The organism is Collinsella intestinalis (genome assembly GCF_902501455.1).
GTDB lineage: Bacteria > Actinomycetota > Coriobacteriia > Coriobacteriales > Coriobacteriaceae > Collinsella > Collinsella intestinalis.
The window spans coordinates 63,756-86,483 of record NZ_CABWIC010000001.1 but is presented as its reverse complement, the minus strand read 5'-3'; the positions used below and the strand labels follow the sequence as shown (position 1 = coordinate 86,483).

Sequence of the window (22,728 nt, the reverse complement as noted above, 5' to 3'; positions counted from 1 at the left end):
GCACCGCGCCGATGGTACTGCGGGGTCAGCCCGTGGGAGAGCAGGGCGCCGCTGACCGGTGGACGGCTTTCGCGCTTTCCCGGCGCGGGAGCGCAAGGGGGTCCCCTCGGGGGCCCTCTTTTGCTATGTCGATAGGTTATGGAGCCGTTAAGGCTCCTTTTTTATGTGTCATCCCGCTCTGCGTGCTCTTGAAGGCGCAAGGCAATCTTCAATGGCTACAATAGGAACGTTATACGCTCAGGTTTTGCAGGGAGGTGCACATGGCTGAAGCCGGCATTGGCGTTGATATCGTTGAAATTTCGCGCATGGAGCGCATAATGCATGTAACGCCCTCATTCATCTCACGAATGTTTACTGAAGAAGAGCGCGCATATTGCGATGCCTCAGCTCGCCCGGCAGCTCATTATGCTTGTCGTTTTGCCGCACGCGAGGCTGTCCTCAAGTCTCTTGGCGCTGGATTTGGCCAAGAGGGCGTGGGTCGAAACGATGTGTGTACCTCACGTGATTCCAATGGTAAGCCTATCGCCGTTCTTTCTGGCGGTGCTCAAGCGGTCGCAGAGCGTCTTGGTGTTCAGGAAGTCGCTATTTCCTTGTCTTTCACTGGGGATCTCGCTATTGCCAATGCGCTGGCAATCACTGCCGAATCAAGGCCCAAGCCCAAAGAGGACAAGATTTCCGAGCGCCAGGTTATTGCGCAGTCGTTTCGAGAAGCGCGCAGCGTGCTCGATGAACTCGAGCGCGTGCAGGATTTCGAGGTCGACTTTTTGACTCAGAGTGATTCTGAGCCAGACCCCAGCATCTTGAAAGCTGATAAGGAGTAGCGAGTATGAAGCCGGTTCTTTCTGTCGAGGAGACGCTTCGCCTCGAAGATCTCATTGAAAAGGAGGGCACATCTAAGGCCGCCCTCATGGAATACGCTGGTGAATTTCTCGCCAGTGTTGCGATGAAGGCCCATCCGCATCATGCCGTGGTCTTGGTTGGGTTTGGCAATAACGGTGGTGACGGCTGGGTCGCCGCTGATATCCTGAGTCAAAAGGGTGTCACAGTCGACGTCGTGAGCCCTATCGAGCCCAATGAGATCAAAAGCCCTATTGCGCGCCACGTCGCCCGCCGCACGGCTGGCAGGGATGTCAACGTTGTCGTTGGACCGTCGCGCGACGAGCTCGTCGATATTCTCGCTCCTGCGGATATCGTTGTGGATGCCATTCTGGGCACCGGTTTCAGCGGTGCTGTCCGTGCTCCTTTTTCCATTTGGATTCCGACGCTGAACGAGATGGACATGATGGTCGTTTCGGCCGATGTCCCCTCTGGATTGAATGCGGAAACGGGCGAGGTCGAAGGACCGTGTGTCCAGGCGACGTATACCGCCACCATGCTTGCGCCTAAGATCGGGTTGTATAGCGGCGAGGGTCCTGAGTTTGCAGGTGATATCCTGTGCGGTGAGCTGTACGATCGTCTTGATGAGGTCGTCGACGATGTCGAGCATGCTGCTGATATCGTCGAGCCCGCCGACCTCATCGAGTACTTCCCTGAGATTCCTGCTCATGTGAACAAATACAGTCGTGGTTCCGTATTGGTTGTCGCTGGTTCTTCGGCGTATCCTGGCGCCGCGATTATGGCGGCGAAGGCGGCCGCCCGTGCGGGCGCCGGCTATGTCACCGTTGCCACGCCCGATCCGTGCGCGAATCTCATTCGCATGGCGCTGCCGAGCATTCCCGTGGTGGGAATCCCAGCCGACACGCGCGGCGCATTCGGTGCCGCTGCAGGTTCGGCCGTACGCGATCTTGCGGGAAAATTCGACTGCGTCCTTTGTGGCCCTGGTATGACGACTGCAGCCGGCGGTATGCAGGTGGTTACGGAGCTTCTGAAAAGCGACGTGCCTCTGGTCCTTGATGCCGATGCGCTCAACTGCATGAGTCGCCTTGCCATTGGTGGTATCGACACCACCCCCGACGTCTATCGTCGCGAGGCGCCGCTTGTTCTTACCCCGCATTATCGCGAGCTGTCTCGTCTGGTTGGGGGAGAGTCGGTAGAGGATCTTGGAACGGCGATTGACGCGGCGCAACGTCTGCTGTGGGCCGCCGGTTCGAACAACATGGTGGTGGTTGCCAAGGGTCCTCGAACCGCAATTGTTGGTGTCGAGCGCGTGCTGCTGCCCAAGAGCGGGCCCGCTTCGCTTGCCACGGCGGGTTCAGGTGACGTGCTTGCGGGAATTATCGCCGGCAATGTCGCGGTCAGCCACGGTGAGGTCGACTGCTGGGAGATGCAGTGCGCCTACTCTGTCGCCGTCCATTCGTTTACGGGGTATATCGCCGCTGCGGCGATGGGCGAACGCAGCGTGATCGCCACGGACTTGATCGACGTGATCGGTGATGCCATGGGAGTTGTCGAAGAAGAAGCCCTCAAGGACGCTGGAATCGAGTTGGGAGCATAGATGCAGACGCTACACGAGCCGCCGACGCGCTGGGCGTGGGCCGAGATCGACACCGGGGCGCTGCGCAGGAACACGAGGGCATTCAAGAGCCTGGTTGGTCCGCGCCAGCGCTTGTGCTGCGTGGTCAAGGCCGATGCCTATGGACACGGTGTGGCCAATTGCGCCAAGGTGATGCATGCGGCGGGTGCCGACATGTTTGCCGTCGCCACTGTCCTGGAGGGCGTGGCGCTGCGTGAGGCGGGGCAGAAGCTACCCATCCTGCTGTTGAGCGAGCCCCCGCAGGGCGCCATCGACACTTTGCTCGAGTATGACATCATGCCTTCGGTATACTCGCCCGAGTTCGCCTGGTCCTATGGTGAGCGAGCCGCGGCGCTCGGCCGAGTGGGCAAGTACCACATGGCCATCAATACCGGAATGAACCGCATCGGCGTTCATTGCACGGAGGTCGTCGACTTCCGCCGCAGCGTCGACTTCCATGCGGGCTTGGAGTGCGACGGCACGTTCACTCATTTCGCGACCGCCGATGACCCTGATGGCTGGGATCATCAACTGCAGTGCAAGCGTTTCACCGAGGCGATCTCGGCATTGCGCGAGGCTGGATTCGACCCCGGTATCGTGCACTGTGACAACACGCCCGGATCGGTGCTCAATCCCGCGATGCACTTCGATATGATTCGCGCTGGAATCGGCCTCTACGGCCTTCAACCCTGCGAGCGCACCGCCTCTGTTCTTCCGCTCGAGCCCGTCATGAGCATCCGCGCGCGCGTGACGCACACGTGCTATCCGGCCATGGGCGAGGGTGTGGGCTATGGTTTCACCTACCGGGTTCCACGAACGCGCGTCGAGGTGTGCACGTTGCCGATCGGGTATGCCGATGGCCTGCCGCGCGTCCTGTCGAATCGCATGGACGTCCTGTTCCGTGGGGAGCGCATCCGTCAGGTTGGCAACATCTGCATGGACCAATGTATGGTGGCCGTGTCCGAGACCTCGCTGCGCCCGACGCAGGAGGCCGAGGTGGGCGATTTGATGACGATCGTGGGCCGTGATGGCGATGCGCAGATCACGCTCGACGAGCTGGCCCGGGCTTGCGGGACCATCAACTATGAGCTTGCGTGCGGTTTTGGCATGCGCTTGGAGAAGATTTACGTGTAACGGCGCCCGTCTGCGGGCGGCGTTCGAACGATAGGGGGGCAGCGCCATGGGTGTCATGCACATTCCCGGACATACGGGCCAAAAGCCGCGCGAGGTTTCGCTCGATGAGATCCGTTCCGTCATGGGCGACTGCCGTGCGTGTCAGCTTTGCCAGACGCGCACGAACATCGTCTTTGGCGTGGGCAATCCACGCGCCCGCGTGATGTTCGTGGGTGAGGCGCCGGGAAAGAACGAGGATCTGCGGGGTGAGCCGTTCGTGGGGCGTGCCGGTGAGAACCTCAATCGAATCCTCTCCCTTGCGGGCCTCGAACGCGAGGACATCTATATCGCCAACGTTCTCAAATGCCGTCCTCCGCAGAATCGCAATCCCCAGGCGGACGAGGTATTGGCATGTTCGCCGTATCTGCGCGAGCAGATTCGCAGTATCTGGCCGGATGTCATCGTCACGCTGGGCAACCCGGCGAGCCATTTCGTGCTCAAGACCGAGGTCGGCATCACCAAGCTGCGCGGTCGTTTTCATCAGATGGGTCATTTCACCGTCATGCCGACGTTTCATCCGGCGGCGGCGCTGCGCAACCCGGCGTGGCAGGCGCTGCTCGAGGAGGACTTCCGCATGCTCGGGGCGTACCTGGCGGAACACCCCGTCGACGTTGGTCTGAACGCGGCACGTGCGGCTGTTCCCGAAAATGACGCCGCCGCCAATGCGCTTCCGGAGATTGAGGAGTAGCTATGGCGCTTGAATATAGGGGTCCGCGCGCGTATGCAAGTGCGGGTGTGGATGACACCGTCCACTTGGGCGAGCTGGTCGCCGGCTGCCTGGAGGACGGCGATGTGCTCGTTTTGACGGGTGGACTGGGTGTGGGAAAGACGCACTTCACCAAGGGCGTTTCGGCCGGCTTGGGTGACGGCCATCCCGTCACGAGCCCCACGTTCGCTCTTATGGCCGTACATGACGGCGGCCGCATTCCTTTGTTTCACTTTGACCTGTACCGCCTGGAGCACGCCTTTGAGCTCGAGGACACGGGTATTTTCGATGTGCTGGGGTATGAGGGCGCGTGTCTGCTCGAATGGGGCGAGCAGTTCCAGGACGAGCTGACCGATGAGTATCTGGGCGTGATCATCTCGCGCGTCGATGGGGATGAGTCCCTGCGTGAGATTGCGCTCGAGCCCCATGGTGCGCGTGCAGAGCGCCTGGCTGCCGCCGTCGATGATGCGGTGCGCGCGGGCGAAGCCGCCTAATATCTCAATTTGTATCTGCCCCCCTTGAGTCCTGAACGCTTGGAGCGAGAGAGATGAAACTAGACGAACTGCGGACGCTGATCGTGGCGATCGATACCTCCACGGACATGCTTTCCTGCGCGGTGGCGTGGTGGACGCCCGAGGTCTTCTTCGATGACAGACCTTCGCGGGCCTCGGTCGAGGTCCTCTCCTCCCGTGATCACTTGTGCCGCAGGCGGGCGAACGTCGAGCTCGTCCAAACGGTGCGCGAGGCCCTTGATGAGGCCGGTATGTCCATGTCCGACGTGGGTGGGTTCCTCGTGGGCCGCGGGCCGGGTTCCTTTACCGGCGTGCGCATCGGCATTTCCACCGCAAAGGGTCTTGCCCGCGGTGCAAACGTGCCCCTGATGGGGACTTCGACGCTCGACGCCTGTGCATGGACTGCTTGGAAGGCGGGCACGCGCGGTCTGGTGGGCGTTGCTGCGGATGCCATGCGCGGCGAGGTGTACCCTGCGCTGTATACGCTGGATGATGAGGGCCCGCACCGAATGTTCGAGCGCGAGCGCGTGGTGAAGGCCGCGGCCGCGGTGGAGGAGTGGGCCGAGCGCGCCGATGCGGACGAGTTGCAGCTCACCGGCGACGGACTGGTGCGCTACGGCAAGCTGTTCGAGGAGGCGGGCCTTATGGCGCGCGCCCTTCCTCGCGAGCTGTGGTGGCCCACGGGTGAGGGTGTGCTGCTGGCCGCTGCATGCCCCGAAGGCCTGGCCGCTGCGGGCAGCACGGACCCGGCGGCGGTGTTGCCGGTGTACACGCGCCTTTCCGATGCCGAGGAGAACGAGCGTCGTCGTTTGGGCCTGGCGGAGAGCGTGAACACGGGCATCACCGGTGTGGCCGACGAGCTCGCCGGACGCCACTTGCAGGTTCGTCCCATGGCCGCAGCCGATGCCGAGGCCATGGCCGTGCTCGAGCGCGAGTGCTTCGAGGGTGCGGGGCACGAGCCGTGGAGCGCGAACCTGTTCTTGGCGGAGCTTTCCGAGGGCGCCGCGGCCGCCCGCTCCTGGTGGGTCGCCCATGACAACGGCGAGTTGATCGGCTTTGCCGGCGGCATGGTGGTCGATAAAGACGTCGAGATCCTCGACGTTGCCGTTTCACCCGCACATAGGCGCGAGGGTATCGCGCGCAAGCTTCTCGCGCATGTGAGCTACGATGCGCAGATGCTCGGCTGCACGAGCGCCTCGCTCGAGGTGGAGGCCGACAACGAATCCGCCCGCGCTCTCTATGCGAATTTGGGATTCGAGCGGGTCGGTTGTCGCCGCGGGTACTACGGGGCCGGTCGCGATGCGCATGTGATGCGCGCTTCGCTGCCGCTGGTTTTGCCCGTGGACGCTGCATCGCCGGAGCCCACGGCCGCCTTGGCGCGTGAGTGGCCGTTGCCGGCGCCCTCGCGCACGGCCGATGAGGCGGCCGAGATCGAGCGCCGCCAACTCATCCTCGCTATCGAGAGCTCTTGCGACGAGACGGCTGTGGCCATCGTGGATGCCGAGGGCAACCTGTTGGCAAACCAGGTGTCGACCCAGATCGATTTTCATGCTCGCTTTGGCGGCGTGGTTCCCGAGATCGCCTCGCGCAAGCACGTGGAGGTCATTGTCGGTGTGGTGGATGCTGCGCTGGAGGAAGCTGCCGAGAGCCTCGGTTTGGCGGGCGGGGCCATCGCCCCTGCCGAGCTTGCAGCGGTTGGTGTGACCCAGGGACCCGGTCTGGTGGGCGCGCTTGTGGTGGGCGTGGCGTTCGCCAAGGGCTTTGCGCTTGCGGCCGACAAGCCGCTCATCTGCGTGAATCACCTCGAGGGGCACCTGTTCGCCAACAAGCTCACCACCCCCGACTTGGAGCCGCCGTTCATCTTCACGCTCGTCTCGGGTGGACATACCATGCTCGTGCACGTGCGCGCCTGGGGTGATTACGAGGTCTTGGGCGAGACGCTCGACGACGCGGTGGGCGAGGCTTTTGACAAGGTTGCCAAGGCGCTGGGCCTCGGATATCCCGGCGGTCCGATCATCTCGCGCTTGGCGGAAGACGGTAATCCCAAGGCCATCGACTTCCCGCGCGCCCTCAACAGCCGCGGAGACTACCGCTTCTCGCTCTCCGGCCTGAAGACCGCGGTCACGCTCTACATCGAGCAGGAGACGGCGGCCGGTCGCGCCATCCACCTGCCCGACCTGGCCGCCTCCTTCGAGGCCGCCGTGTTCGACGTGCAGTACAAGAAGGCCAAGTGCGCCCTGCGGGAGACGGGTGCGCGCGAGTACTGCATCGGCGGTGGTGTGGCGGCAAACCCGCATCTGCGTCAGATGATGATTGAGAAGCTCGGTCGCCAGGGCATCCGTGTGACGGTGCCCCCGCAAAACGCGTGCACCGACAACGCCGCTATGATCGCGGTGGTCGCGCGCGAGAAGTTTTTGCGTGGGGAGTTCGCCGAGTTCACGGTGGACGCCGACCCGAACATGACCTTGTAGGCCACGGGTTCAAACGATAGATGAGGCCCCCATCAGCGTGAAGTTTGCTGATGGGGGCCATATTGCGACGCGAGGGGCCGGCACGATGCAAGGGGCTAGTTCCAGAAGCCGTCCTCGTCATCGCCCTTTGGGCCGCGGTCGACGTACATCTTGTGGGTGCGCTTTTCCAGGATGAAGGCGGCGATGCCAAAGATGACGATGCCCGCGAAGAACAAGACGCCGACGCCCAGGCGGGTGCCGAAGAGGAAGTTGAAGACCTGATCCATTGCGCTGTCCTGCTTTCTTGCTGGAATACATGGCGAAATACGCTCACCAGTATATACTTGCACTGCACCAACATGCATCGCATCGCGATTTCCCCGCGATGAGTCGCCGCGCCGCGGTCGGGATAGCTCGGCTCGCGGCGATAGTTTTATGAGAGATGTGAACACGGAGGGACTATGCTCGACATCAAATTTGTTCGCGAGAACCCTGAGGCGCTCGACGCCGCCATGGCGAACCGTCAGGGCTCCTGGGACCGTGAGCGCTTCTTCGCGCTCGATGAGGAGCGCCGCTCCGTCATCGCAGAGGTCGAGGATCTGCAGGCCACCCGCAACGCCGAGTCCAAGAAGATCGGCGTCCTCATGAAGGAGGGCAAGCGCGACGAGGCTGAGGCTGCCAAGGACGCCGTTCGTCAGGTCAACGAGAAGATCGAGGTGCTCGGCGCGCGCCGTGCCGAACTCGACGCCGAGGTCTCCGACTTCATGGCCCGCATCCCCAACATCCCGGCCGACGTCACGCCCGTGGGCAAGGATGAGAACGAGAACCCCGAGCGCCGTCGCGTGGGCGAACCCCGCGATTTCGCCGCCGAGGGCTTTGAGCCCAAGGCCCATTGGGACCTGGGTGCCGAGACCGGCATCCTGGACTTCGACCGCGGCGCCAAGCTTTCCGGCGCTCGCTTCACCGTGCTCTCCGGTGCCGGCGCCACGCTCGACCGTGCGCTGCAGAACTTCTTCCTGAATACGCATATCTCCCGCGGCTTCACCGAGTTCATCCCGCCGGTCATCGTCAACCGCGAGATCATGTACGGCACCGGCCAGCTGCCCAAGTTCGAGGATGACGCCTATCACACCGGCGAGGACCAGTTCCTGATCCCCACCGCCGAGGTCGCCCTCACCAACCTGCACGCCGGCGAGGTACTCGACGCCTCCCAGCTCCCGCTGCGCTACACCGCGGGTACCCCGTGCTTCCGCGAGGAGGCCGGTTCTGCCGGTCGCGATACCCGCGGTATCATCCGTCAGCACCAGTTCACCAAGGTGGAGATGGTCAAGTTCGCCAAGCCCGAGGAGTCCGATGACGAGCTCGAGAGCATGGTGGCCGAGGCCGAGTTCATCCTGCAGCAGCTCGGCCTGCCGTATCGCGTAATCTCCCTGTGCACTGGCGACCTGGGCTTCTCCGCCCGTCAGACCTACGACATCGAGGTTTGGCTGCCGAGCTACAACGCGTACAAGGAGATTTCCTCCTGCTCCAACTGCGGTGACTTCCAGGCCCGTCGCGCGAACATCAAGTACCGCGACCCCGAGAACTTCAAGGGTCAGCGCTTTGTGCACACCCTGAACGGCTCCGGCCTGCCCACCGGTCGCACCATGGCCGCGATCATGGAGAACTACCAGAACGCCGACGGCTCCATCACGGTGCCCGAGGTGCTGCGCCCCTACATGGGCGGCATCGAGCGCATCGAGCCGCTGGCGTAAGGCCGCATAGATTACGGTGACCCTTATGGACGCCCGCTCGTGTATCCGGGCGGGCGTCTTGCGTATGAGGCGCAGGTGCATCGTGGTGCATTGCGCCCGTGATATGATGCTTGGATGAACACATCGCGTTGCATGGGAGAGAGGAACCGACATGCTGAACGCTATTGAGATCTCGCCGAAGGTTTGGTGGGTTGGCGGCATCGATTGGAACGAGCGCCTGTTCCACGGCTACACCACCGAGCGCGGCATCACCTATAACGCCTACCTCATCATGGACGAGAAGATCACCTTGATCGACACGTGCAAGGCGACGTTTGCCGATGAGCTTGTGCAGCGTATCTCGCAAGTCGTCGACCCCGCCAAGATCGATGTGGTCATTACCAACCATGTTGAGATGGATCACTCCGGCTCCCTGCCCGTGATCCATAAAATCGCCCCCAATGCCGAGATCTACGCTTCCGCCGGTGCCGGCGTCAACGAGCTCCGCGCCCACTTCGGCATCGAGGCAACGCCCGTGAAGACGGGCGACACCCTCTGCATCGGCGAGCGCACCCTGAGCTTTGTGACCACTCCGATGGTCCATTGGCCCGACAACATGGTCACGTACTCCGACGTCGATAAGATCCTGTTCTCAAACGACGCGTTCGGCCAGCATTTCGCCACCACCAAGCGCTTCGACGACGAGAACGATATGTGCGAGGTCATGAAGCAGGCCAAGAAGTACTACGCCAACATCGTGTGGCCGTACGGCATGCAGGCCGGTCGCGCGCTTGCCGCGGTCAAGGGTCTCGAGCTCAAGATGATCGCCCCCAGCCATGGCTGCATTTGGCGCTCCCACATCGACGAGATCATCGCCAAATACGAGGAGTGGACCACGTACCAGACGCAGGAGAAGGCCGTCGTGGTGTTCGATTCCATGTGGCACTCCACCGAGTCCATGGCGCGTGAGATTTGCGATGCCTTCATCGCCGAGGGTATCTCCGCCCAGCTCATCGACGTTAAGAGCACGCATATCTCCGACATCATGCTCTACATGTGCGATGCCAAGTACGTGGCTGTCGGCTCGCCCACGCTCAATTCCAACATGCTGCCTACCGTGGCGAGCTTCCTCACGTACATGCGCGGCCTTTCGCCCAAGAACGAGCAGCGTATCGGTCTGGCGTTCGGCTCGTATGGTTGGGCTCCGCTCGGCCCCAAGCAGGTGTACGCTGAGCTCGAGAACGCCAAGTTCCAGCTGCCCGTGCCGGTCGTGGCGCAGCAGTGGGTGCCTTCCGAGGAGAACCTCGCCGAGCTGCAGGGCACCGTTCGCAAGATGATCGAGGCCGCCCGCGCGTGATGTCGGGCAGGTGGCTCGTGCCCGTCTCGAGTTTTTGAGGGGCGGCCCCGCGGGGTCGCCCTTTTTGCCAGAGCGACGCCTTGCGGGCGAGCAATCGGATTCATCACCGCCCGGTGTAAAACCGGTGTGCGGTTCGTACACAAGGAGCTTCAATGGTGGATACGCTGCAGATGACCAGGAGTCTGGGTTCGTATGCCGATGTGCTCGCCGATGCGGGCATCGTGCTCGAGGACGTGCGCGACGAGGCTCGTGGGATCGAGATCGCATATGCGACCGATGATTCCCGGCGCGTGGTGCCGCGGACGCTGTTCGTGTGCAAGGGCGCTGCGTTCAGGCGCGAGTACCTGCTGCAGGCGCTCGCTGCCGGTGCGGTTGCCTATGTGTCCGAGGTCGATTACGAGGTCGACGGCGAGGTGGGGCATGAGGTTCCGCGCGTGCTGGTGAACGATATCCGCGCGGCGCTCGGGCTGCTCGCCGATGCCGCATACGACCATCCTTCCGGCCGGGTGAAGGTGTGCGCCTTCACGGGCACCAAGGGCAAGACCACGAGCGCATATTACCTGCGCTCGATTCTGTCCGAGCATGCACGCGAGATGGGACGCTCCGTTCCGGCCCTGCTGACGGGAGTCGAGTACGATGACGGCGTCGAGCGCGGCGATTCGCTACTTACCACGCCCGAGTCCTTCGAGCTCGAGCGGCGGTTCGCCAACGCCGGCAGCGTGGGTTGCGAGCACGTGGTCATGGAGGCGTCGAGCCAGGCCATCAAGTTCCGCCGCACCCTCGGGGTGGACTTTGCCGTGGGTGCGTTCACGAATTTCGGCGAGGACCACATCTCTCCCATCGAGCACCCCACGCTCGAAGATTATCTCGAGAGCAAGTTGCTGCTGTTCGAGCGCTGCCGCGTGGCCGTGGTGAATCTCGACATGGACGTGGCCGAGCGGGCGCTCGCCGTCGCCCATGCCTCACGTACGGTCGAGCGCGTGCTTACCTATTCGCTCGAGGACGCGGCGGCCGATGTGTTTGTGCCGTCCTATGTCCGCACCGAGCGCGGCATCCGCGCGACGGTGCGTACGCCGCGGTTCGCCCGCGAGCTCATGATTCCCTCACCCGCGGTGTTCAACTTGAGCAACGCTCTGGGCGCCATCGCGTGCGCCGAGGCGCTGGGAATCTCGGCCGACGCGATTGAGACGGGCCTTTCCCGGGCCTACGCGCCCGGTCGCATGGAGCTGTATCCGAGCGAGAGCGGCCGCATCATGGGTGTGGTCGATTACGCTCATAACGGCATGAGCCTCGAGACGCTCCTGCGCGATTTGCGCGCGAGCTATCCCGACCGCGAGTTCGCCGTGGTGTTCGGTGCAACGGGCGGCAAGGGCGTCGATCGCCGCGAGACCATGGGGGAGGCGGCCGGAAAGCTCGCCGATCGCATCGTTATTACCGAGGACGATCCCGGTCCCGAGGACCCCGCCCTCATCTGTGACGCCATCGCTCGCGCCGTGAGCGCGCAGGGCAACGAGAGCTGGCAGGTCGTGCTCGATCGAAGCGAGGCCATACGCACCGCGGTGAACGAGACGCACGGCCCCGCCGTCGTGATCGTGACGGGTAAGGGCAACGACCCGTTTATGCTTCGCCACGGTGTGCGCGAGCCGTATGAGCCCGACGGCGATCAGCTGCGCCGCGCCTTGGCGGACTGGGAGCGCGAGCACGTCTAGGTGCTCTGCGCCCGCCCGAACGCCGGTTTTGTGGCGGCTCCCCGGCGGGCCGCCAGTCGTACAATCGAGAATGACCGAGATGTTTGTCTGAGAGAAAGAGGACTCATGGCCGATTCGCCTGCCACCGCCGCTCCCATGGGAGCCGATTTTACGGCCGAGCCTGCCAAGGTGTATTACACCAACTTGCGCACGCACGGCCGCGAGAGCCAGCTCGACAAGCTCAAGCGCCTCATCCGCCGTGCCGGCATCGAGCAGATCGACTTCGAGAATAAGTTCGTTGCCATCAAGATTCACTTTGGCGAGCTGGGGAACCTCTCCTTCCTGCGTCCCAACTATGCACGTGCCGTTGCCGACGTGGTGAAGGAGCTCGGCGGCATGCCCTTCCTCACCGACTGCAATACGCTGTACGTGGGCAGCCGCAAGAACGCGCTCGAGCACATCGATTGTGCGTACCAGAACGGTTTCACGCCGTATGCCACCGGCTGCCAGGTCATCATCGCCGACGGCCTCAAGGGTACCGACGAGACGCTCGTTCCGGTGAAAAACGGGGAGTACGTGCAGGAAGCCAAGATCGGCCACGCCCTGATGGACGCCGATATCGTGATCTCGCTTACGCATTTCAAGGGACACGAGCAGGCGGGTTTTGGCGGTTGTATGAAGAACCTCGGCATGGGAGGCGGCAGCCGCGCCGGCAAGATGGAACAGCACGCGGCTGGCAAGCCGAGTGTGGATGAGGCCAAGTGCATCGGATGCCGCGCGTGCGAGCGCATCTGCGCGCATGGCGCCGTGAGTTTCCCCACGACGCGCGAGCGCACGCTCAAGAACGGGCGTGTGGTCGAATCTCCCGTGGCGCGCATCGACCATGATCGCTGTGTGGGATGCGGACGCTGCATCGGCGCGTGCAATCAGAATGCCATCGAGCCCGATTACGGTGCCGCCGCCGACGTGCTCAACTACAAGATCGCCGAGTACACGCAGGCCGTCGTGCAGGATCGTCCGAGCTTTCACATCTCGCTCGCCATCGACGTGAGCCCCAACTGCGATTGCCATCCAGAGAATGACACGCCCATCGTGCCCGATATCGGCATGTTCGCGAGCTTCGATCCCGTGGCTATCGATCAGGCGTGCATCGACATGGCGCTCGCCATGCCCGCGATGCCCGATACCGAGCTGACCGAGATGCGTGCCAAGCTCGAGGCGGCGGGCGAGGTTCCCGAGCGCTGTGAGCACGATCACCTCAACATGACGCACCCCGATACCAATTGGCGCTCCATGATCGAGCACGGCGAGAAGATCGGCCTCGGTACGAGCGAATATGAGCTCATCGAGGTGAAGTAGCCCGGGCGTTTGGTGCCCGGGATCTGGAGCCAGGGGCTCGGGTTCCGAGCCGGGATCTTGGACCTGAAGACATGGAGATGGTCGTGATTTGCCTGGCTGTTGCACGGAGGCAAATCACGACCGCTTCTGGGTGAGATGACATGGGCTCTGCCGTTTGCGGAGGGACCGGCGTTTGCGGTGGGCGGCGTTTGCGGGGGGACCGGCGTTGGGGGTGCCCGGCGTTTGCAGAGCGCCCGACCGGGCTTTCTGAGACGCTATTCTTCGCGGTCGAACTCCTCGTTCGCGTCGAGGGGGCGTCCGGAATAGTTCACATGCTCGGTCACGGCCCCCATGTCACCGGTTTCGATGAAGCGACAGGCCGCCTGGGCGTAATCGTCCAAGGCGCGGTCAAAGACATCGGGGAATGCCTCGGTGCTCTCGGTCTCGGAGAACGGGTTGCGCCAGGGCTTGTGCTCCAGGTTGCCGCATGCGGAGGGGGTTTCGGTGGTGATGCGGTGGGCGAGGGACTGCAGCAGGGAGTAGTCGCTCACCAGGCTCTCGAGGCGACCGAGCACATCGGAGCGCATGGACCCCGCGGGTTCGATCAGGCGGTAGACGAGCTGCATGTCCGCCACGGCCCCGCCGTATTCGTTGGCGGCAACATCCATGCCGTAGACGCTCTTTGCCATGAAGCTCACGAGCGCTCCGGCGACCTTGTCGATGCGCGGATTGCTGGAGACCTCGCCCACGGGCGGGAATTCGGCGATAGTGGCGCCGTTGCGTTTGAGCTGCAGCATGAGCAGGTCGAGGTCGCTCTCGATCACGGCGTGCACTTGGCTGCCGGCGCCGGTGAGGTCGGGGTCAGCCTCCTGGATGCCCCACTGCTGCGCGTAGACGAAGGGGTGCGCGTTGCGGTCGAGCACGTAGTGGGAGAGCATGCCCAGCGTCCAGGCGCGGCCCACACCGGAATCGGAGGGCTGCAGGCGCGAGACGCCTTCGCGCAGCGCGGCGAACTGGCGGGACATGCGGCTGCGGTGCATGACGCGTGCGAGCTCCATACAGGTCCCCATGTTCGGGGTCCTGAAGCGGAAGAAGAACGGGTCGGGGCCCTGGTTGGCGAGCAGGAACGCAGCGAGCTCGTCCTCATTCGTGATGATTCCCTCGGGCAGGCGCTCGATGCTCTCCTCGCCGAACAGGCGATGGGTGATCAATGCGGGCATGCGTGTCTCCTTTGAAGTGCGTGCAACTGTCGCATATTATGCCCAGCTTTCGGGCTGGATTTCGGGGCGGCGTCCGACCCGGCTTTCGAGGTCGGATTTCGCAGTATCGAAATGGTTTCGAAATGCAAAACGTTGCGCTTACCTGCGAAAATAAGGTATAACAAGCACTTGTCACATATATCGAGGGGGGAATGCATGGCAAATATGATCGAAATCCGCGGCCTGAACAAATATTTCGGCGACCTTCACGTCCTGAAGGACATTGACCTCACGGTCGAAGAAGGGGAGAAGGTCGTCATCATCGGCCCGTCCGGCTCCGGTAAGTCGACGCTCATCCGCTGTGTGGACTATCTCGAGGAGCCCACTAGTGGCGAGGTCATCATCGACGGCACGCCGCTTACCAAGAAGAACCACCTGGAGATGGCCCGCACGTACAGCTCCATGGTGTTCCAGCAGTTCAACCTGTATCCCAATATGACGGTGCTCGGCAACCTCACGCTCGCACCCATCAAGCTGCAGAAGAAGTCCAAGGAGGAGGCGACTCAGGCCGCCATGGTCGCGCTCAAGCGCGTCGGCCTGGCGCACAAGGCCGGCGAGTTTCCCCAGAACCTCTCCGGCGGCCAGCAGCAGCGCGTCGCCATCGCCCGCGCGCTGTGCACCAAGCAGCCGATCATCCTGTTCGACGAGCCGACCTCCGCTCTCGATCCCGAGATGGTCCAGGAGGTCCTCGACGTCATGATCGAGCTCGCACAGGAGAACATCACCATGATCTGCGTGACGCATGAGATGGGCTTCGCGCGCCAGGTCGCCGACCGCGTCATCTTCATGGACGATGGTCACATCCTGGAGCAGGGCTCCCCGGAGCACTTCTTCGAGAACCCCGAGAACCCCCGCTGTCGCGACTTCCTCGCGAAGATCCTGCATTAGAGCGAGGGGATGCAAATGCGATATAAGAAGGAACTCATGCGGGCTCCCGGCGACGGAACCCGCTTCGCCGCCTCGCCATTCGCCCCTGGTGCCGACGGCAGGTGCCCGAGCCGTCGATCGGTGCTTCGGGGTCTTGTCGCCACGGCGGCCCTTGCGGGGGCGGGCGTCCTTGCCGGCTGCGGTGCCGGTGCGGGCTCCGAAACCGGTTCTGCGCCGGCGAGCGCCCCCGGCTCTAAGCTCGCCGCCATCAAGGCGCGTGGGAAGCTCAACGCTGGTGTGAAGAAGGACGTTCCCGGATACGGATACTACGACCCCGCCGCCCGCACCTATGCGGGCATGGAGATCGACCTGTGCTATCAGATCGCGGCGGCTGTCTTCGACATGACCTATGACGAGGCGCGTGAGCGCGAACTTGTCTCCTTTACCGACGTCACGCCCAAGACCCGCGGTCCGCTCATCGACAACGATCAGCTCGACGTGGTGTGCGCGACCTACACCATCACGCCCGAGCGCATTGAGAGCTGGGACTTCTCCACGCCCTACCGCACGGACTACGTGGGCCTCATGGTGAAGAAGCGCAGCGGCTTCACGCGCATCGCCGACCTCGACGGGCGAATCATCGGTGTGAGCCAGGGCGCGACCACCCAGGGCCTCATCGAGCAGATGCTCAAGGACGAGGGTATCGATGCGCGCCCCGAGTTCCTCGCGTTCTCGGGGTACCCCATCATCAAGAGCTCGCTGGATGCGGGCAATATCGATTGCTTCGCCATGGACCGCTCCACGCTGGCCGGATACATGAACGAGACGGTCGAGCTGCTCGAGCCCGAGGTGAAGTTCGGCGAGCAGAACTACGGCGTTGCCACCAAGAAGGGCAGCGACCTGTCCACGGTCGTGGACGAGTGCGTGCGCGCTTGCGCGGCGAGCGGCTGGCTCGATGCCGAGATCGAGAAGTGGGGGTTGGTGTAAATGCTCGAGGGACTGCTCGATCCCCGGCGCTGGGCGCTGACATTTGAGAATATGGGGCCGTTTTGGGAGGGCTTCGGCGTGACCCTCAAGGTCGTCGCCGCGGGCCTGGCCCTGGCCTTGCTGCTGGGTACGTTGCTTGGCGTGTTCTCCACCACGCGTTCGCGTATCTTGCGCGGCATCTCCCGCGTGTACGTCGAGTTCTATCAGAACACGCCGCTGCCGGTGCAGGTGCTGTTCATGTACATGGCCGGCCCGCAGTTCCTGCAGGTCATGACGGGCGCTGCCCAGCCCGTGCGCATCGCGCCGTTCGTGTTGGGCGCTCTTGGCGTGGGCCTCTATCACGCGGCGTATGTGGCCGAGGTCATCCGCACGGGCATCGAGGCCGTGCCGCGCGGTCAAATGGAGGCCGCTCAGAGCCAGGGCTTCTCGCGCCTGCAGACCTACGCCTACATCGTGCTGCCCCAGACGTTCAAGATCATCTTGCCGCCCCTGTGCAACCAGGCGCTCAACCTGGTGAAGAACACCTCTGTGCTGGCGCTGGTGGCCGGCGGTGACCTTATGTACCGCTCCGACAACTTCGTGAGTCTGTACGGGTTCCTGCAGGGCTATATCGTCTGCTGTCTCATGTACTTCATCATCTGCTTCCCGATCGCCATGCTCGGCCAGTGGCTCGAGCGCCGCAGCAAGGCCCGCCCGCGCGCCAAGGTCATCCCCGGTGTGACGGATGCGGCGGGGTCTTCGCCCGAGGGTGCTGTACGGCCTGCGACCGCTGGAAAGGAGGCGTAAGCGATGGAGATCTTCAACGCGACGAACCTCGTCTACATCCTGGGCGGCTTTATCAAGACCATCGAGATCTCGGTGCTGTCCATCATCTGCTCCGTCGTGGTCGGCACGGCGCTCGCACTCGTCAAGAGCTACGGCCCCCGTCCCTGCCGTTGGCTCGTGAGCGCCTACATCGAGCTGTTCCGCTGCACGCCCAACCTGCTGTGGATCCTGTTCATCTACTTCACCGTGCAGGGCATCGACATCTTCATTTCGACGCTCGCGTTCACGTTGTTCACGAGCGCCGTCATGGCCGAGATCGTGCGTGCGGGCCTGAACGCCGTGCCCGCCGGGCAGTTCGAGGCGGCGCAGAGCCAGGGTTTTGGCTTCTTTGCCACGATGCGCTACATCATTCTGCCGCAGACTTTCCGCATCATCACGCCCGCACTGTTCGGTCAGTGCACGACGGTCATCAAGGACAGCTCCTACCTGTCCGGTATCAACGTTGCCGAGTTCATGTACACCACCAATGTCGTGATGGCTCATGCCGTCTCGCTCGACCAGGTGCTCATGCTGTACGGCTTCGTGTTCGCGCTGTATTTTGCCCTGAACTTCGGCATCTCGCTGCTGGTTCGTCGTTATCAGCGCAAGGTTGCGGCCGCATAGGGCCAAAAGAGGCGTCGCCGGCCCATGAGGGTGGGCGGCGCATTTTCTACGGTGCCCGCGCCATGGGCCCGTTTCCGCCGACCATCAAACGCAAACCCTTCGTACCCGGGAGGTAGCAATGGGTTTTCTGAAAGATATGCACGAGCGCAGGATCGCGGCGGCGCAGGAGGTGCGCGCCGGTCAGCCCGTCGTGATCACCATCGCGCGCGATTACGGTGCCGAGGGCCACGAGATCGGCAAGATGCTCTCCATGGAGTTGGGCATCCCGCTTTACGATAACGAGTTGCTGGTCCGTTCCGCTGCGCGCAGCGGCGAGGCGCTCGACAAGGTGGCCGCCTACGACGAGCGTATGGCTGCCGAGTTCATGGCGTTCCTGCCCGATCGCGCGGATTCGCGCACCATTTCCGACCGCCTGTTCAAATCGATGGCCCAGGTGATCGTCGATCTTGCCGCCACGCGTAGCTGCATTATCGAGGGGCGTCTGTCCGACTACCTGCTTCGCAACAATCCCAATCACATCGCGGTGCTCGTGACCGCCCCCTTCGATGCCCGCGTCGAGATCGTGCGCGCCAAGCGCGGCCTGGACAAGCGCGCCGGTGCCAAGCTCGTGCGCGAGATGCAGCATGCCCGAGAGGCGTTTTACAAGCGCTACTCTGCCGGCAAGTGGAAGATGACGGACGGCAAAGACATCGTGGTCAACCGAGCCAAGCTTGGTCGCCAGGGGTGCGTCGACGTGATTGCCGCCGCGTATCGCTTCAAGCTCGCCGAGGTTGGTCAGGACCCCGTGTCCGTTGCCGCCGGCGAGCTCGAAACCGGGGACCTCGGATAGGCGGAGATAGACCTTAGTCATTCAGACTTAGATTTGATGACAATGTGACGCTTAAAAAACTTGAGCTGATGTGAATAGCCTTGCGCGCGGCGGGCATAACGTGAGTGTCAAACAACGGCACGCACCCCGCAGGGCGCGCGCGAGGCGTGCGGGCATAGTGCCCCACGCGTATCACGAAGGAGTGATCGAGTATGGCTATGGTTCCGTATCGTCAGGGTTATGGCGTCCTCCCCGTGTCCACCAACTCTCTGTTCGACATCTTCGACGACATGATGGACATTCCGCGCACCGCTCTCGCCACCAAGGCGTTCCCTATCGACGTCGAGGACAAGGGTGATTCCTACGAGGTCAAGGCCTATCTCACCGGCGTCACCAAGGATGATTTGGACGTCGAGCTCAATGAGGGCCGCCTGTCCATCTCCGTGACCGTCGAGGAGAAGGAGGAGGACAAGAACAAGAACTACCTCCAGCGCGAGTTCACCGCGTACTCCGCCACGCGCGGCGTCTATCTCAAGGATGCGGCTTGCGAGGGCCTGTCCGCCACGTTCGCCGACGGCGTGCTGACCGTCACGGTTCCCAAGTTCGTGGAGAAGAAGAACGTCACCAAGATCGCAATCGACTAGTGAGGTCCCGCATACTGCCTTCTTGCTACGCCCCCGGCGCCCCAATCGGCCGCCGGGGGCGTTTTGTGTGTCGGGCCCGGCCTGCTGCCGGCGTTGGAGGGCGATCGGCGGGTACCCAGTCGCGCGACGCCATGGCAGCCCCCGTCGGCCTCGGGTGCTACAGGACGGAGAAGGGGCGGTTCTGGCCGGCGGGGCGGATGTGAAGGTCGGCGGTATCGCCCGGGCGCCTGAGCGTGGCGCTCGAGCCGAGCTCGTTGTCGAGTTCGGCGCCGATGGCCGCGGCGAGCGCTCGCACCGCCAGGCTCGGCCGGTTGTTCTCCTGGGAGATGTGCATGGCCACCACATGCTCCGTGCGCTCGCTCACGAGGGCGGACAGGGCCTCGGCGGCCTGCGCATTGGAGAGGTGCCCGCGGTCGGAGGCGATGCGGTCCTGCAGGTGGCGCGGATAGGGGCCGCAGCGGAGCATCTGCGTGTCGTAATTGCTCTCAAGTGCGAGGATGCGCGCATCCGCCAGCAGCTCCATGGCGCGCGGTGGCAACATGCCCGTATCGGTGGCGTAGCCAATCGCGTCGCCCGCGCATGAGAAGCGGAATCCCACCGGGTTCACCACGTCGTGCGAGGTGGGGAAGGTCTCGATGCGCACGCCTGCGACCTCGAGGGCGTCCCCGGGGGTGAAGGTCTCAAAATCGAGGCAGCTGAGGTACTTGCGTCCATCCACCGTGCCCTCGCTGGCAAACAGGGGGCCGTTGAAGATCTTGACCCACACGGATATGCCGCTCACATGGTCGGTGTGCTCGTGCGTGAGGATGAGCGCCCGCACATCGCGCTCGTCGAGTCCCAGCTCGTGCATGCGGTCGAGGACCTTGCAGCGTGCAAAACCGTTGTCGATCATGATGAGCCCCTCGGGCCCTTCCACCAGCGCGCAGTTCCCGCGCGAGCCGCTGCCGAGGATGTGAAGGTGCAGGGCGTGCCGACGCTCGCTTTTGGCGTCTGCGCCAGGCGTGCGCTGCTCGGCTGGGGATGCGCTTGTGGAGTGGGTCATGTCTGGTCCAATCAGTACAATACAAGGCGGATGAGATGAGCGTGCCGCACGCGGTGCCGCACACGTGGAAATGACGGGCAGAATCGTCGCCGCCCGTCGCGAAAGGCGATACATGCCAACGGTTTCACAAAGATATGGGTCCGGGCACGCGCTGCATGCGCGTGCAGCGGGCGAGCGGGGGCAAGCCCTCGCGGCGCCGGTGGTCCTCATGGTATCAGGAGGTGCGGACTCAACGGCGTTGGCCTTGATGGCCTGCACCGGCGAGCTCGACATCGACGACGGGCGCGGCTGCGCCCGTATTGCCCGTGAGCGGCTGCACGTTCTGCATGTGAACCACCATCTTCGGGGTGAAGCCTCCGACGGCGACGAGGCCTTTGTGCGCGATTTGTGCGAGTGCTTGGGGCTGCCCCTGTGCGTGGAGCACGCCCACTTCGCCGATTTGGACGGGCGCAACCTCGAGGCGGCCGCGCGCGATGTGCGCTACGCCGCGGCGCGCCGCTACGTGCGCGAGCTCTCGCAGCAATCCGGCACGCCCCGCACCGCGGCGCGCATCCTCACCGCGCACACGGCGAGCGATCGCGCGGAGACGTTCTTCATGAACGCCATCAAGGGTTCGGGCGCCGCGGGCCTTTCGAGCATTCCGCGACGCCGCAACATCATCGTCCGCCCCCTGATGGACCGCACGCACGGCGAGCTTGTGCGCTATCTGCAGGTCGCCGGTCAGCCCTGGCGTGAGGATGAGAGCAATCGGGATACGAGTTACCTGCGCAACTTTGTGCGCCATCGCCTGATGCCGCTCGCCGCCGAGCGCAATCCCGGCGTGGCGCGCAGCGTGGGCGCGGCCTGCGACATCCTGGGCGATGAGGACGCCTTCATGTCCCAGCTCGCGGCGACCGCGCTGCGCAGCTGCACGCGGCGCGAAGGGGCGGGCCTCGTCGTGCTGGACGCCGCCCGCCTCGCCGCGGCAGAGGTTGCCATCGCCCGCCGCATGGTACGCCTGGCGGTGAAGAGGATCGCGCCTGAGGCCCGTTTGGAGATGCGCCATGTCGAGGCGGTGCTCGCTTGCGTGGCGGCGGGGGAGGGTTCGGTCGCCCTGCCCGAGGGCGTCGACGCGCGTATCGAGTTCGGTACGCTCTCCTTCCGCACCCCCACTGAGCGCGAGCGCGCGGCGACCGGTTGGCTGCCCGTTCCCGGCTCCATGGTCGTCGCGGGCGGTCGGGTGCTTGAGAGCGCGTTCGTCCGAGTCCCCGAGGGACACGACGCCGTCAGCCTTGCCCGTGGGCTCAGCGCCGAGGCGGGTGGCGGAACGGTGGCCGTGATCGACGCTGCGGCGCTGGGATATGCATCGCGCGACCTGCAACGACTCGCCGAGGACCAGCGTTGGGGCGCTTCGGCAGCCCAGGGAGGGACGGACGGCGTCCGCCTGTGGGTGGACGGCCCGGCGGCGGGCGACGTGATGTGCCCCTTGGGGATGCAGGGGCGTAGCAAGAAGCTCTCCGACCTCATCAACGAGGCTCGCGTCCCGCTTGCCGAGCGCGCGGGCGTCCCGGTTGTGCGCAGCTCTCCGGGGGGCGCGATCGCGTGGGTCGCGGGAGTTCGTGCGGACGAGCGCTTCAAGTGCACCCCTACTAGCTCTATGCTGGTAAAATTAACGATTCGTCCCATTGGCGACGTGTAGCGTCCCCGAATGCGGGTATGCTTCAACCATCTTGTACATGCATGTGAAAGGGAAGTCATGGAAACGATGCATCCTGATGTCGAGAAGGTCCTGTTCTCCGAGGAGGACATTGCGGATATGGTCAAGCGCCTGGGCGCTCAGATCTCCGAGGATTACAAGGGTAAGGACCTGGTCCTCATCGCCGTTCTGCGCGGTGCCGTCGTGTTCATGGGCGACCTGATGCGCGCCATCGACACCGATCTGGCCATCGACTTCATGGCCGTGTCCAGCTACGGCAACGGCACCAAGTCCTCCGGTACCGTCCGCATCATCAAGGACCTCGACATCGACATCAAGGACCGCGACGTCCTGATCGTCGAGGACATCCTCGACTCCGGCCTCACCCTCAAGTATCTCATGGCCAATCTCGCCAGCCGCGGCCCGGCCTCGCTGGAGGTCTGCACCTTCCTGTGGAAGGACGTCGAGGGCAAGCAGGCCGCCATCGATCCCAAGTACGTGGGTACCCACTGCCCGGACGAGTTCGTGGTCGGCTACGGCCTGGACTATGCCGAGCGCTACCGCAACCTGCCGTACGTGGGCATCCTCAAGCCGGAGGTCTACGCGTAG

General features: G+C 63.6%; 21 protein-coding genes. 18 read left to right on the top strand and 3 right to left on the bottom strand.

Translation table 11 applies throughout. From position 1 onward, the window contains the following. Window positions 1-260 precede the first annotated feature (260 nt). From acpS to tsaD, 6 genes are read left to right on the top strand one after another with little or no spacing between them, the layout of a single operon-like run. The gene (gene acpS / locus AOBCEHNH_RS00380; protein WP_152062738.1) at window positions 261-821 is read left to right on the top strand and encodes a holo-ACP synthase; all 561 of its coding nucleotides are present in this window, start codon (window positions 261-263) and stop codon (window positions 819-821) included. A gap of 5 nt (window positions 822-826) precedes the next feature. Beyond that, window positions 827-2,434 (top strand): NAD(P)H-hydrate dehydratase, encoded by a 1,608-nt coding sequence (locus AOBCEHNH_RS00375; protein ID WP_152062737.1) that lies wholly within the window; start codon window positions 827-829, stop codon window positions 2,432-2,434. Further along, window positions 2,435-3,586: an alanine racemase gene (gene alr, locus AOBCEHNH_RS00370; protein WP_152062736.1), complete on the top strand. Its 1,152-nt coding sequence runs from the start codon at window positions 2,435-2,437 to the stop codon at window positions 3,584-3,586. A gap of 46 nt (window positions 3,587-3,632) precedes the next feature. Continuing rightward, the gene (locus AOBCEHNH_RS00365; RefSeq protein ID WP_152062735.1) at window positions 3,633-4,313 is read left to right on the top strand and encodes a uracil-DNA glycosylase; all 681 of its coding nucleotides are present in this window, start codon (window positions 3,633-3,635) and stop codon (window positions 4,311-4,313) included. 2 nt (window positions 4,314-4,315) lie between these two features. Continuing rightward, complete coding sequence (gene tsaE, locus AOBCEHNH_RS00360) at window positions 4,316-4,825, top strand: tRNA (adenosine(37)-N6)-threonylcarbamoyltransferase complex ATPase subunit type 1 TsaE (protein WP_152062734.1); 510 nt, start codon at window positions 4,316-4,318, stop codon at window positions 4,823-4,825. A 53-nt stretch (window positions 4,826-4,878) separates the two neighbouring features. After that, window positions 4,879-7,314: a tRNA (adenosine(37)-N6)-threonylcarbamoyltransferase complex transferase subunit TsaD gene (tsaD, locus tag AOBCEHNH_RS00355; protein ID WP_152062733.1), complete on the top strand. Its 2,436-nt coding sequence runs from the start codon at window positions 4,879-4,881 to the stop codon at window positions 7,312-7,314. A 95-nt stretch (window positions 7,315-7,409) separates the two neighbouring features. Here tsaD and AOBCEHNH_RS00350 read toward each other — a convergent pair whose 3' ends face one another. Then, entirely contained in the window at window positions 7,410-7,580 is a 171-nt protein-coding gene (locus tag AOBCEHNH_RS00350; protein WP_193221126.1) for a DUF6724 family protein, read from the bottom strand. Window positions 7,581-7,754: 174 nt separating this feature from the next. On the opposite strand from AOBCEHNH_RS00350, the gene serS reads away from it, so the two are divergent. The 4 genes from serS (at window position 7,755) to AOBCEHNH_RS00330 (ending at window position 13,430) form a co-directional block, all read left to right on the top strand. Next, window positions 7,755-9,047 (top strand): serine--tRNA ligase, encoded by a 1,293-nt coding sequence (gene serS / locus AOBCEHNH_RS00345; RefSeq protein ID WP_006723866.1) that lies wholly within the window; start codon window positions 7,755-7,757, stop codon window positions 9,045-9,047. 151 nt (window positions 9,048-9,198) lie between these two features. Continuing rightward, on the top strand, window positions 9,199-10,383 hold the full coding sequence (locus tag AOBCEHNH_RS00340) for an FprA family A-type flavoprotein (protein WP_006723865.1): 1,185 nt from the start codon (window positions 9,199-9,201) through the stop codon (window positions 10,381-10,383). Between the two features lie 152 nt (window positions 10,384-10,535). Then, a complete protein-coding gene (locus AOBCEHNH_RS00335; protein WP_152062732.1) occupies window positions 10,536-12,092 on the top strand; it encodes a Mur ligase family protein in 1,557 nt (518 codons plus the stop codon). 105 nt (window positions 12,093-12,197) lie between these two features. Continuing rightward, window positions 12,198-13,430, top strand: coding sequence for a DUF362 domain-containing protein (locus AOBCEHNH_RS00330; protein ID WP_193221125.1), 1,233 nt, complete (start codon window positions 12,198-12,200; stop codon window positions 13,428-13,430). Window positions 13,431-13,684: 254 nt separating this feature from the next. Here AOBCEHNH_RS00330 and AOBCEHNH_RS00325 read toward each other — a convergent pair whose 3' ends face one another. After that, window positions 13,685-14,629 (bottom strand): zinc dependent phospholipase C family protein, encoded by a 945-nt coding sequence (locus tag AOBCEHNH_RS00325; RefSeq protein WP_152062731.1) that lies wholly within the window; start codon window positions 14,627-14,629, stop codon window positions 13,685-13,687. A gap of 195 nt (window positions 14,630-14,824) precedes the next feature. On the opposite strand from AOBCEHNH_RS00325, the gene AOBCEHNH_RS00320 reads away from it, so the two are divergent. From AOBCEHNH_RS00320 to AOBCEHNH_RS00295, 6 genes are all read left to right on the top strand, one after another. Further along, entirely contained in the window at window positions 14,825-15,556 is a 732-nt protein-coding gene (locus AOBCEHNH_RS00320; RefSeq protein WP_152062730.1) for an amino acid ABC transporter ATP-binding protein, read from the top strand. A 15-nt stretch (window positions 15,557-15,571) separates the two neighbouring features. Further along, complete coding sequence (locus AOBCEHNH_RS00315) at window positions 15,572-16,522, top strand: transporter substrate-binding domain-containing protein (protein WP_226803162.1); 951 nt, start codon at window positions 15,572-15,574, stop codon at window positions 16,520-16,522. Continuing rightward, a complete protein-coding gene (locus AOBCEHNH_RS00310) occupies window positions 16,523-17,308 on the top strand; it encodes an amino acid ABC transporter permease (protein ID WP_152062729.1) in 786 nt (261 codons plus the stop codon). It abuts the gene before it with no gap. Between the two features lie 3 nt (window positions 17,309-17,311). Next, window positions 17,312-17,950 (top strand): amino acid ABC transporter permease, encoded by a 639-nt coding sequence (locus AOBCEHNH_RS00305; RefSeq protein ID WP_152062728.1) that lies wholly within the window; start codon window positions 17,312-17,314, stop codon window positions 17,948-17,950. A gap of 118 nt (window positions 17,951-18,068) precedes the next feature. Beyond that, complete coding sequence (locus tag AOBCEHNH_RS00300; protein WP_006723856.1) at window positions 18,069-18,779, top strand: cytidylate kinase-like family protein; 711 nt, start codon at window positions 18,069-18,071, stop codon at window positions 18,777-18,779. Between the two features lie 191 nt (window positions 18,780-18,970). Continuing rightward, entirely contained in the window at window positions 18,971-19,402 is a 432-nt protein-coding gene (locus AOBCEHNH_RS00295; RefSeq protein WP_118104086.1) for an Hsp20/alpha crystallin family protein, read from the top strand. 157 nt (window positions 19,403-19,559) lie between these two features. On the opposite strand, the gene AOBCEHNH_RS00290 is transcribed toward AOBCEHNH_RS00295, so the two are convergent. Further along, window positions 19,560-20,444, bottom strand: a complete 885-nt coding sequence (locus AOBCEHNH_RS00290) for an MBL fold metallo-hydrolase (protein WP_193221123.1) — start codon at window positions 20,442-20,444, stop codon at window positions 19,560-19,562. Between the two features lie 112 nt (window positions 20,445-20,556). Between AOBCEHNH_RS00290 and tilS the strand changes: the two genes are divergently transcribed. Further along, on the top strand, window positions 20,557-22,122 hold the full coding sequence (gene tilS / locus AOBCEHNH_RS00285; RefSeq protein ID WP_370739220.1) for a tRNA lysidine(34) synthetase TilS: 1,566 nt from the start codon (window positions 20,557-20,559) through the stop codon (window positions 22,120-22,122). Between the two features lie 57 nt (window positions 22,123-22,179). Further along, window positions 22,180-22,728: a hypoxanthine phosphoribosyltransferase gene (hpt, locus tag AOBCEHNH_RS00280; protein ID WP_006723843.1), complete on the top strand. Its 549-nt coding sequence runs from the start codon at window positions 22,180-22,182 to the stop codon at window positions 22,726-22,728.

Bases quoted from the DNA above. Each gene is read 5' to 3' on its own strand.
- AOBCEHNH_RS00330 (WP_193221125.1), top strand. From the start codon at position 12,198: ATGGCCGATTCGCCTGCCACCGCCGCTCCCATGGGAGCCGATTTTACG.
- AOBCEHNH_RS00295 (WP_118104086.1), top strand. From the start codon at position 18,971: ATGGCTATGGTTCCGTATCGTCAGGGTTATGGCGTCCTCCCCGTGTCC.
- serS (WP_006723866.1), top strand. From the start codon at position 7,755: ATGCTCGACATCAAATTTGTTCGCGAGAACCCTGAGGCGCTCGACGCC.
- acpS (WP_152062738.1), top strand. From the start codon at position 261: ATGGCTGAAGCCGGCATTGGCGTTGATATCGTTGAAATTTCGCGCATG.
- tsaD (WP_152062733.1), top strand. From the start codon at position 4,879: ATGAAACTAGACGAACTGCGGACGCTGATCGTGGCGATCGATACCTCC.
- alr (WP_152062736.1), top strand. From the start codon at position 2,435: ATGCAGACGCTACACGAGCCGCCGACGCGCTGGGCGTGGGCCGAGATC.
- AOBCEHNH_RS00305 (WP_152062728.1), top strand. From the start codon at position 17,312: ATGGAGATCTTCAACGCGACGAACCTCGTCTACATCCTGGGCGGCTTT.
- hpt (WP_006723843.1), top strand. From the start codon at position 22,180: ATGGAAACGATGCATCCTGATGTCGAGAAGGTCCTGTTCTCCGAGGAG.
- AOBCEHNH_RS00340 (WP_006723865.1), top strand. From the start codon at position 9,199: ATGCTGAACGCTATTGAGATCTCGCCGAAGGTTTGGTGGGTTGGCGGC.
- AOBCEHNH_RS00350 (WP_193221126.1), bottom strand. From the start codon at position 7,580: ATGGATCAGGTCTTCAACTTCCTCTTCGGCACCCGCCTGGGCGTCGGC.
- AOBCEHNH_RS00325 (WP_152062731.1), bottom strand. From the start codon at position 14,629: ATGCCCGCATTGATCACCCATCGCCTGTTCGGCGAGGAGAGCATCGAG.
- AOBCEHNH_RS00365 (WP_152062735.1), top strand. From the start codon at position 3,633: ATGGGTGTCATGCACATTCCCGGACATACGGGCCAAAAGCCGCGCGAG.
- AOBCEHNH_RS00300 (WP_006723856.1), top strand. From the start codon at position 18,069: ATGGGTTTTCTGAAAGATATGCACGAGCGCAGGATCGCGGCGGCGCAG.
- AOBCEHNH_RS00310 (WP_152062729.1), top strand. From the start codon at position 16,523: ATGCTCGAGGGACTGCTCGATCCCCGGCGCTGGGCGCTGACATTTGAG.
- AOBCEHNH_RS00335 (WP_152062732.1), top strand. From the start codon at position 10,536: ATGGTGGATACGCTGCAGATGACCAGGAGTCTGGGTTCGTATGCCGAT.
- tsaE (WP_152062734.1), top strand. From the start codon at position 4,316: ATGGCGCTTGAATATAGGGGTCCGCGCGCGTATGCAAGTGCGGGTGTG.
- AOBCEHNH_RS00315 (WP_226803162.1), top strand. From the start codon at position 15,572: ATGCGATATAAGAAGGAACTCATGCGGGCTCCCGGCGACGGAACCCGC.
- AOBCEHNH_RS00290 (WP_193221123.1), bottom strand. From the start codon at position 20,444: ATGACCCACTCCACAAGCGCATCCCCAGCCGAGCAGCGCACGCCTGGC.
- AOBCEHNH_RS00375 (WP_152062737.1), top strand. From the start codon at position 827: ATGAAGCCGGTTCTTTCTGTCGAGGAGACGCTTCGCCTCGAAGATCTC.
- AOBCEHNH_RS00320 (WP_152062730.1), top strand. From the start codon at position 14,825: ATGGCAAATATGATCGAAATCCGCGGCCTGAACAAATATTTCGGCGAC.
- tilS (WP_370739220.1), top strand. From the start codon at position 20,557: ATGCCAACGGTTTCACAAAGATATGGGTCCGGGCACGCGCTGCATGCG.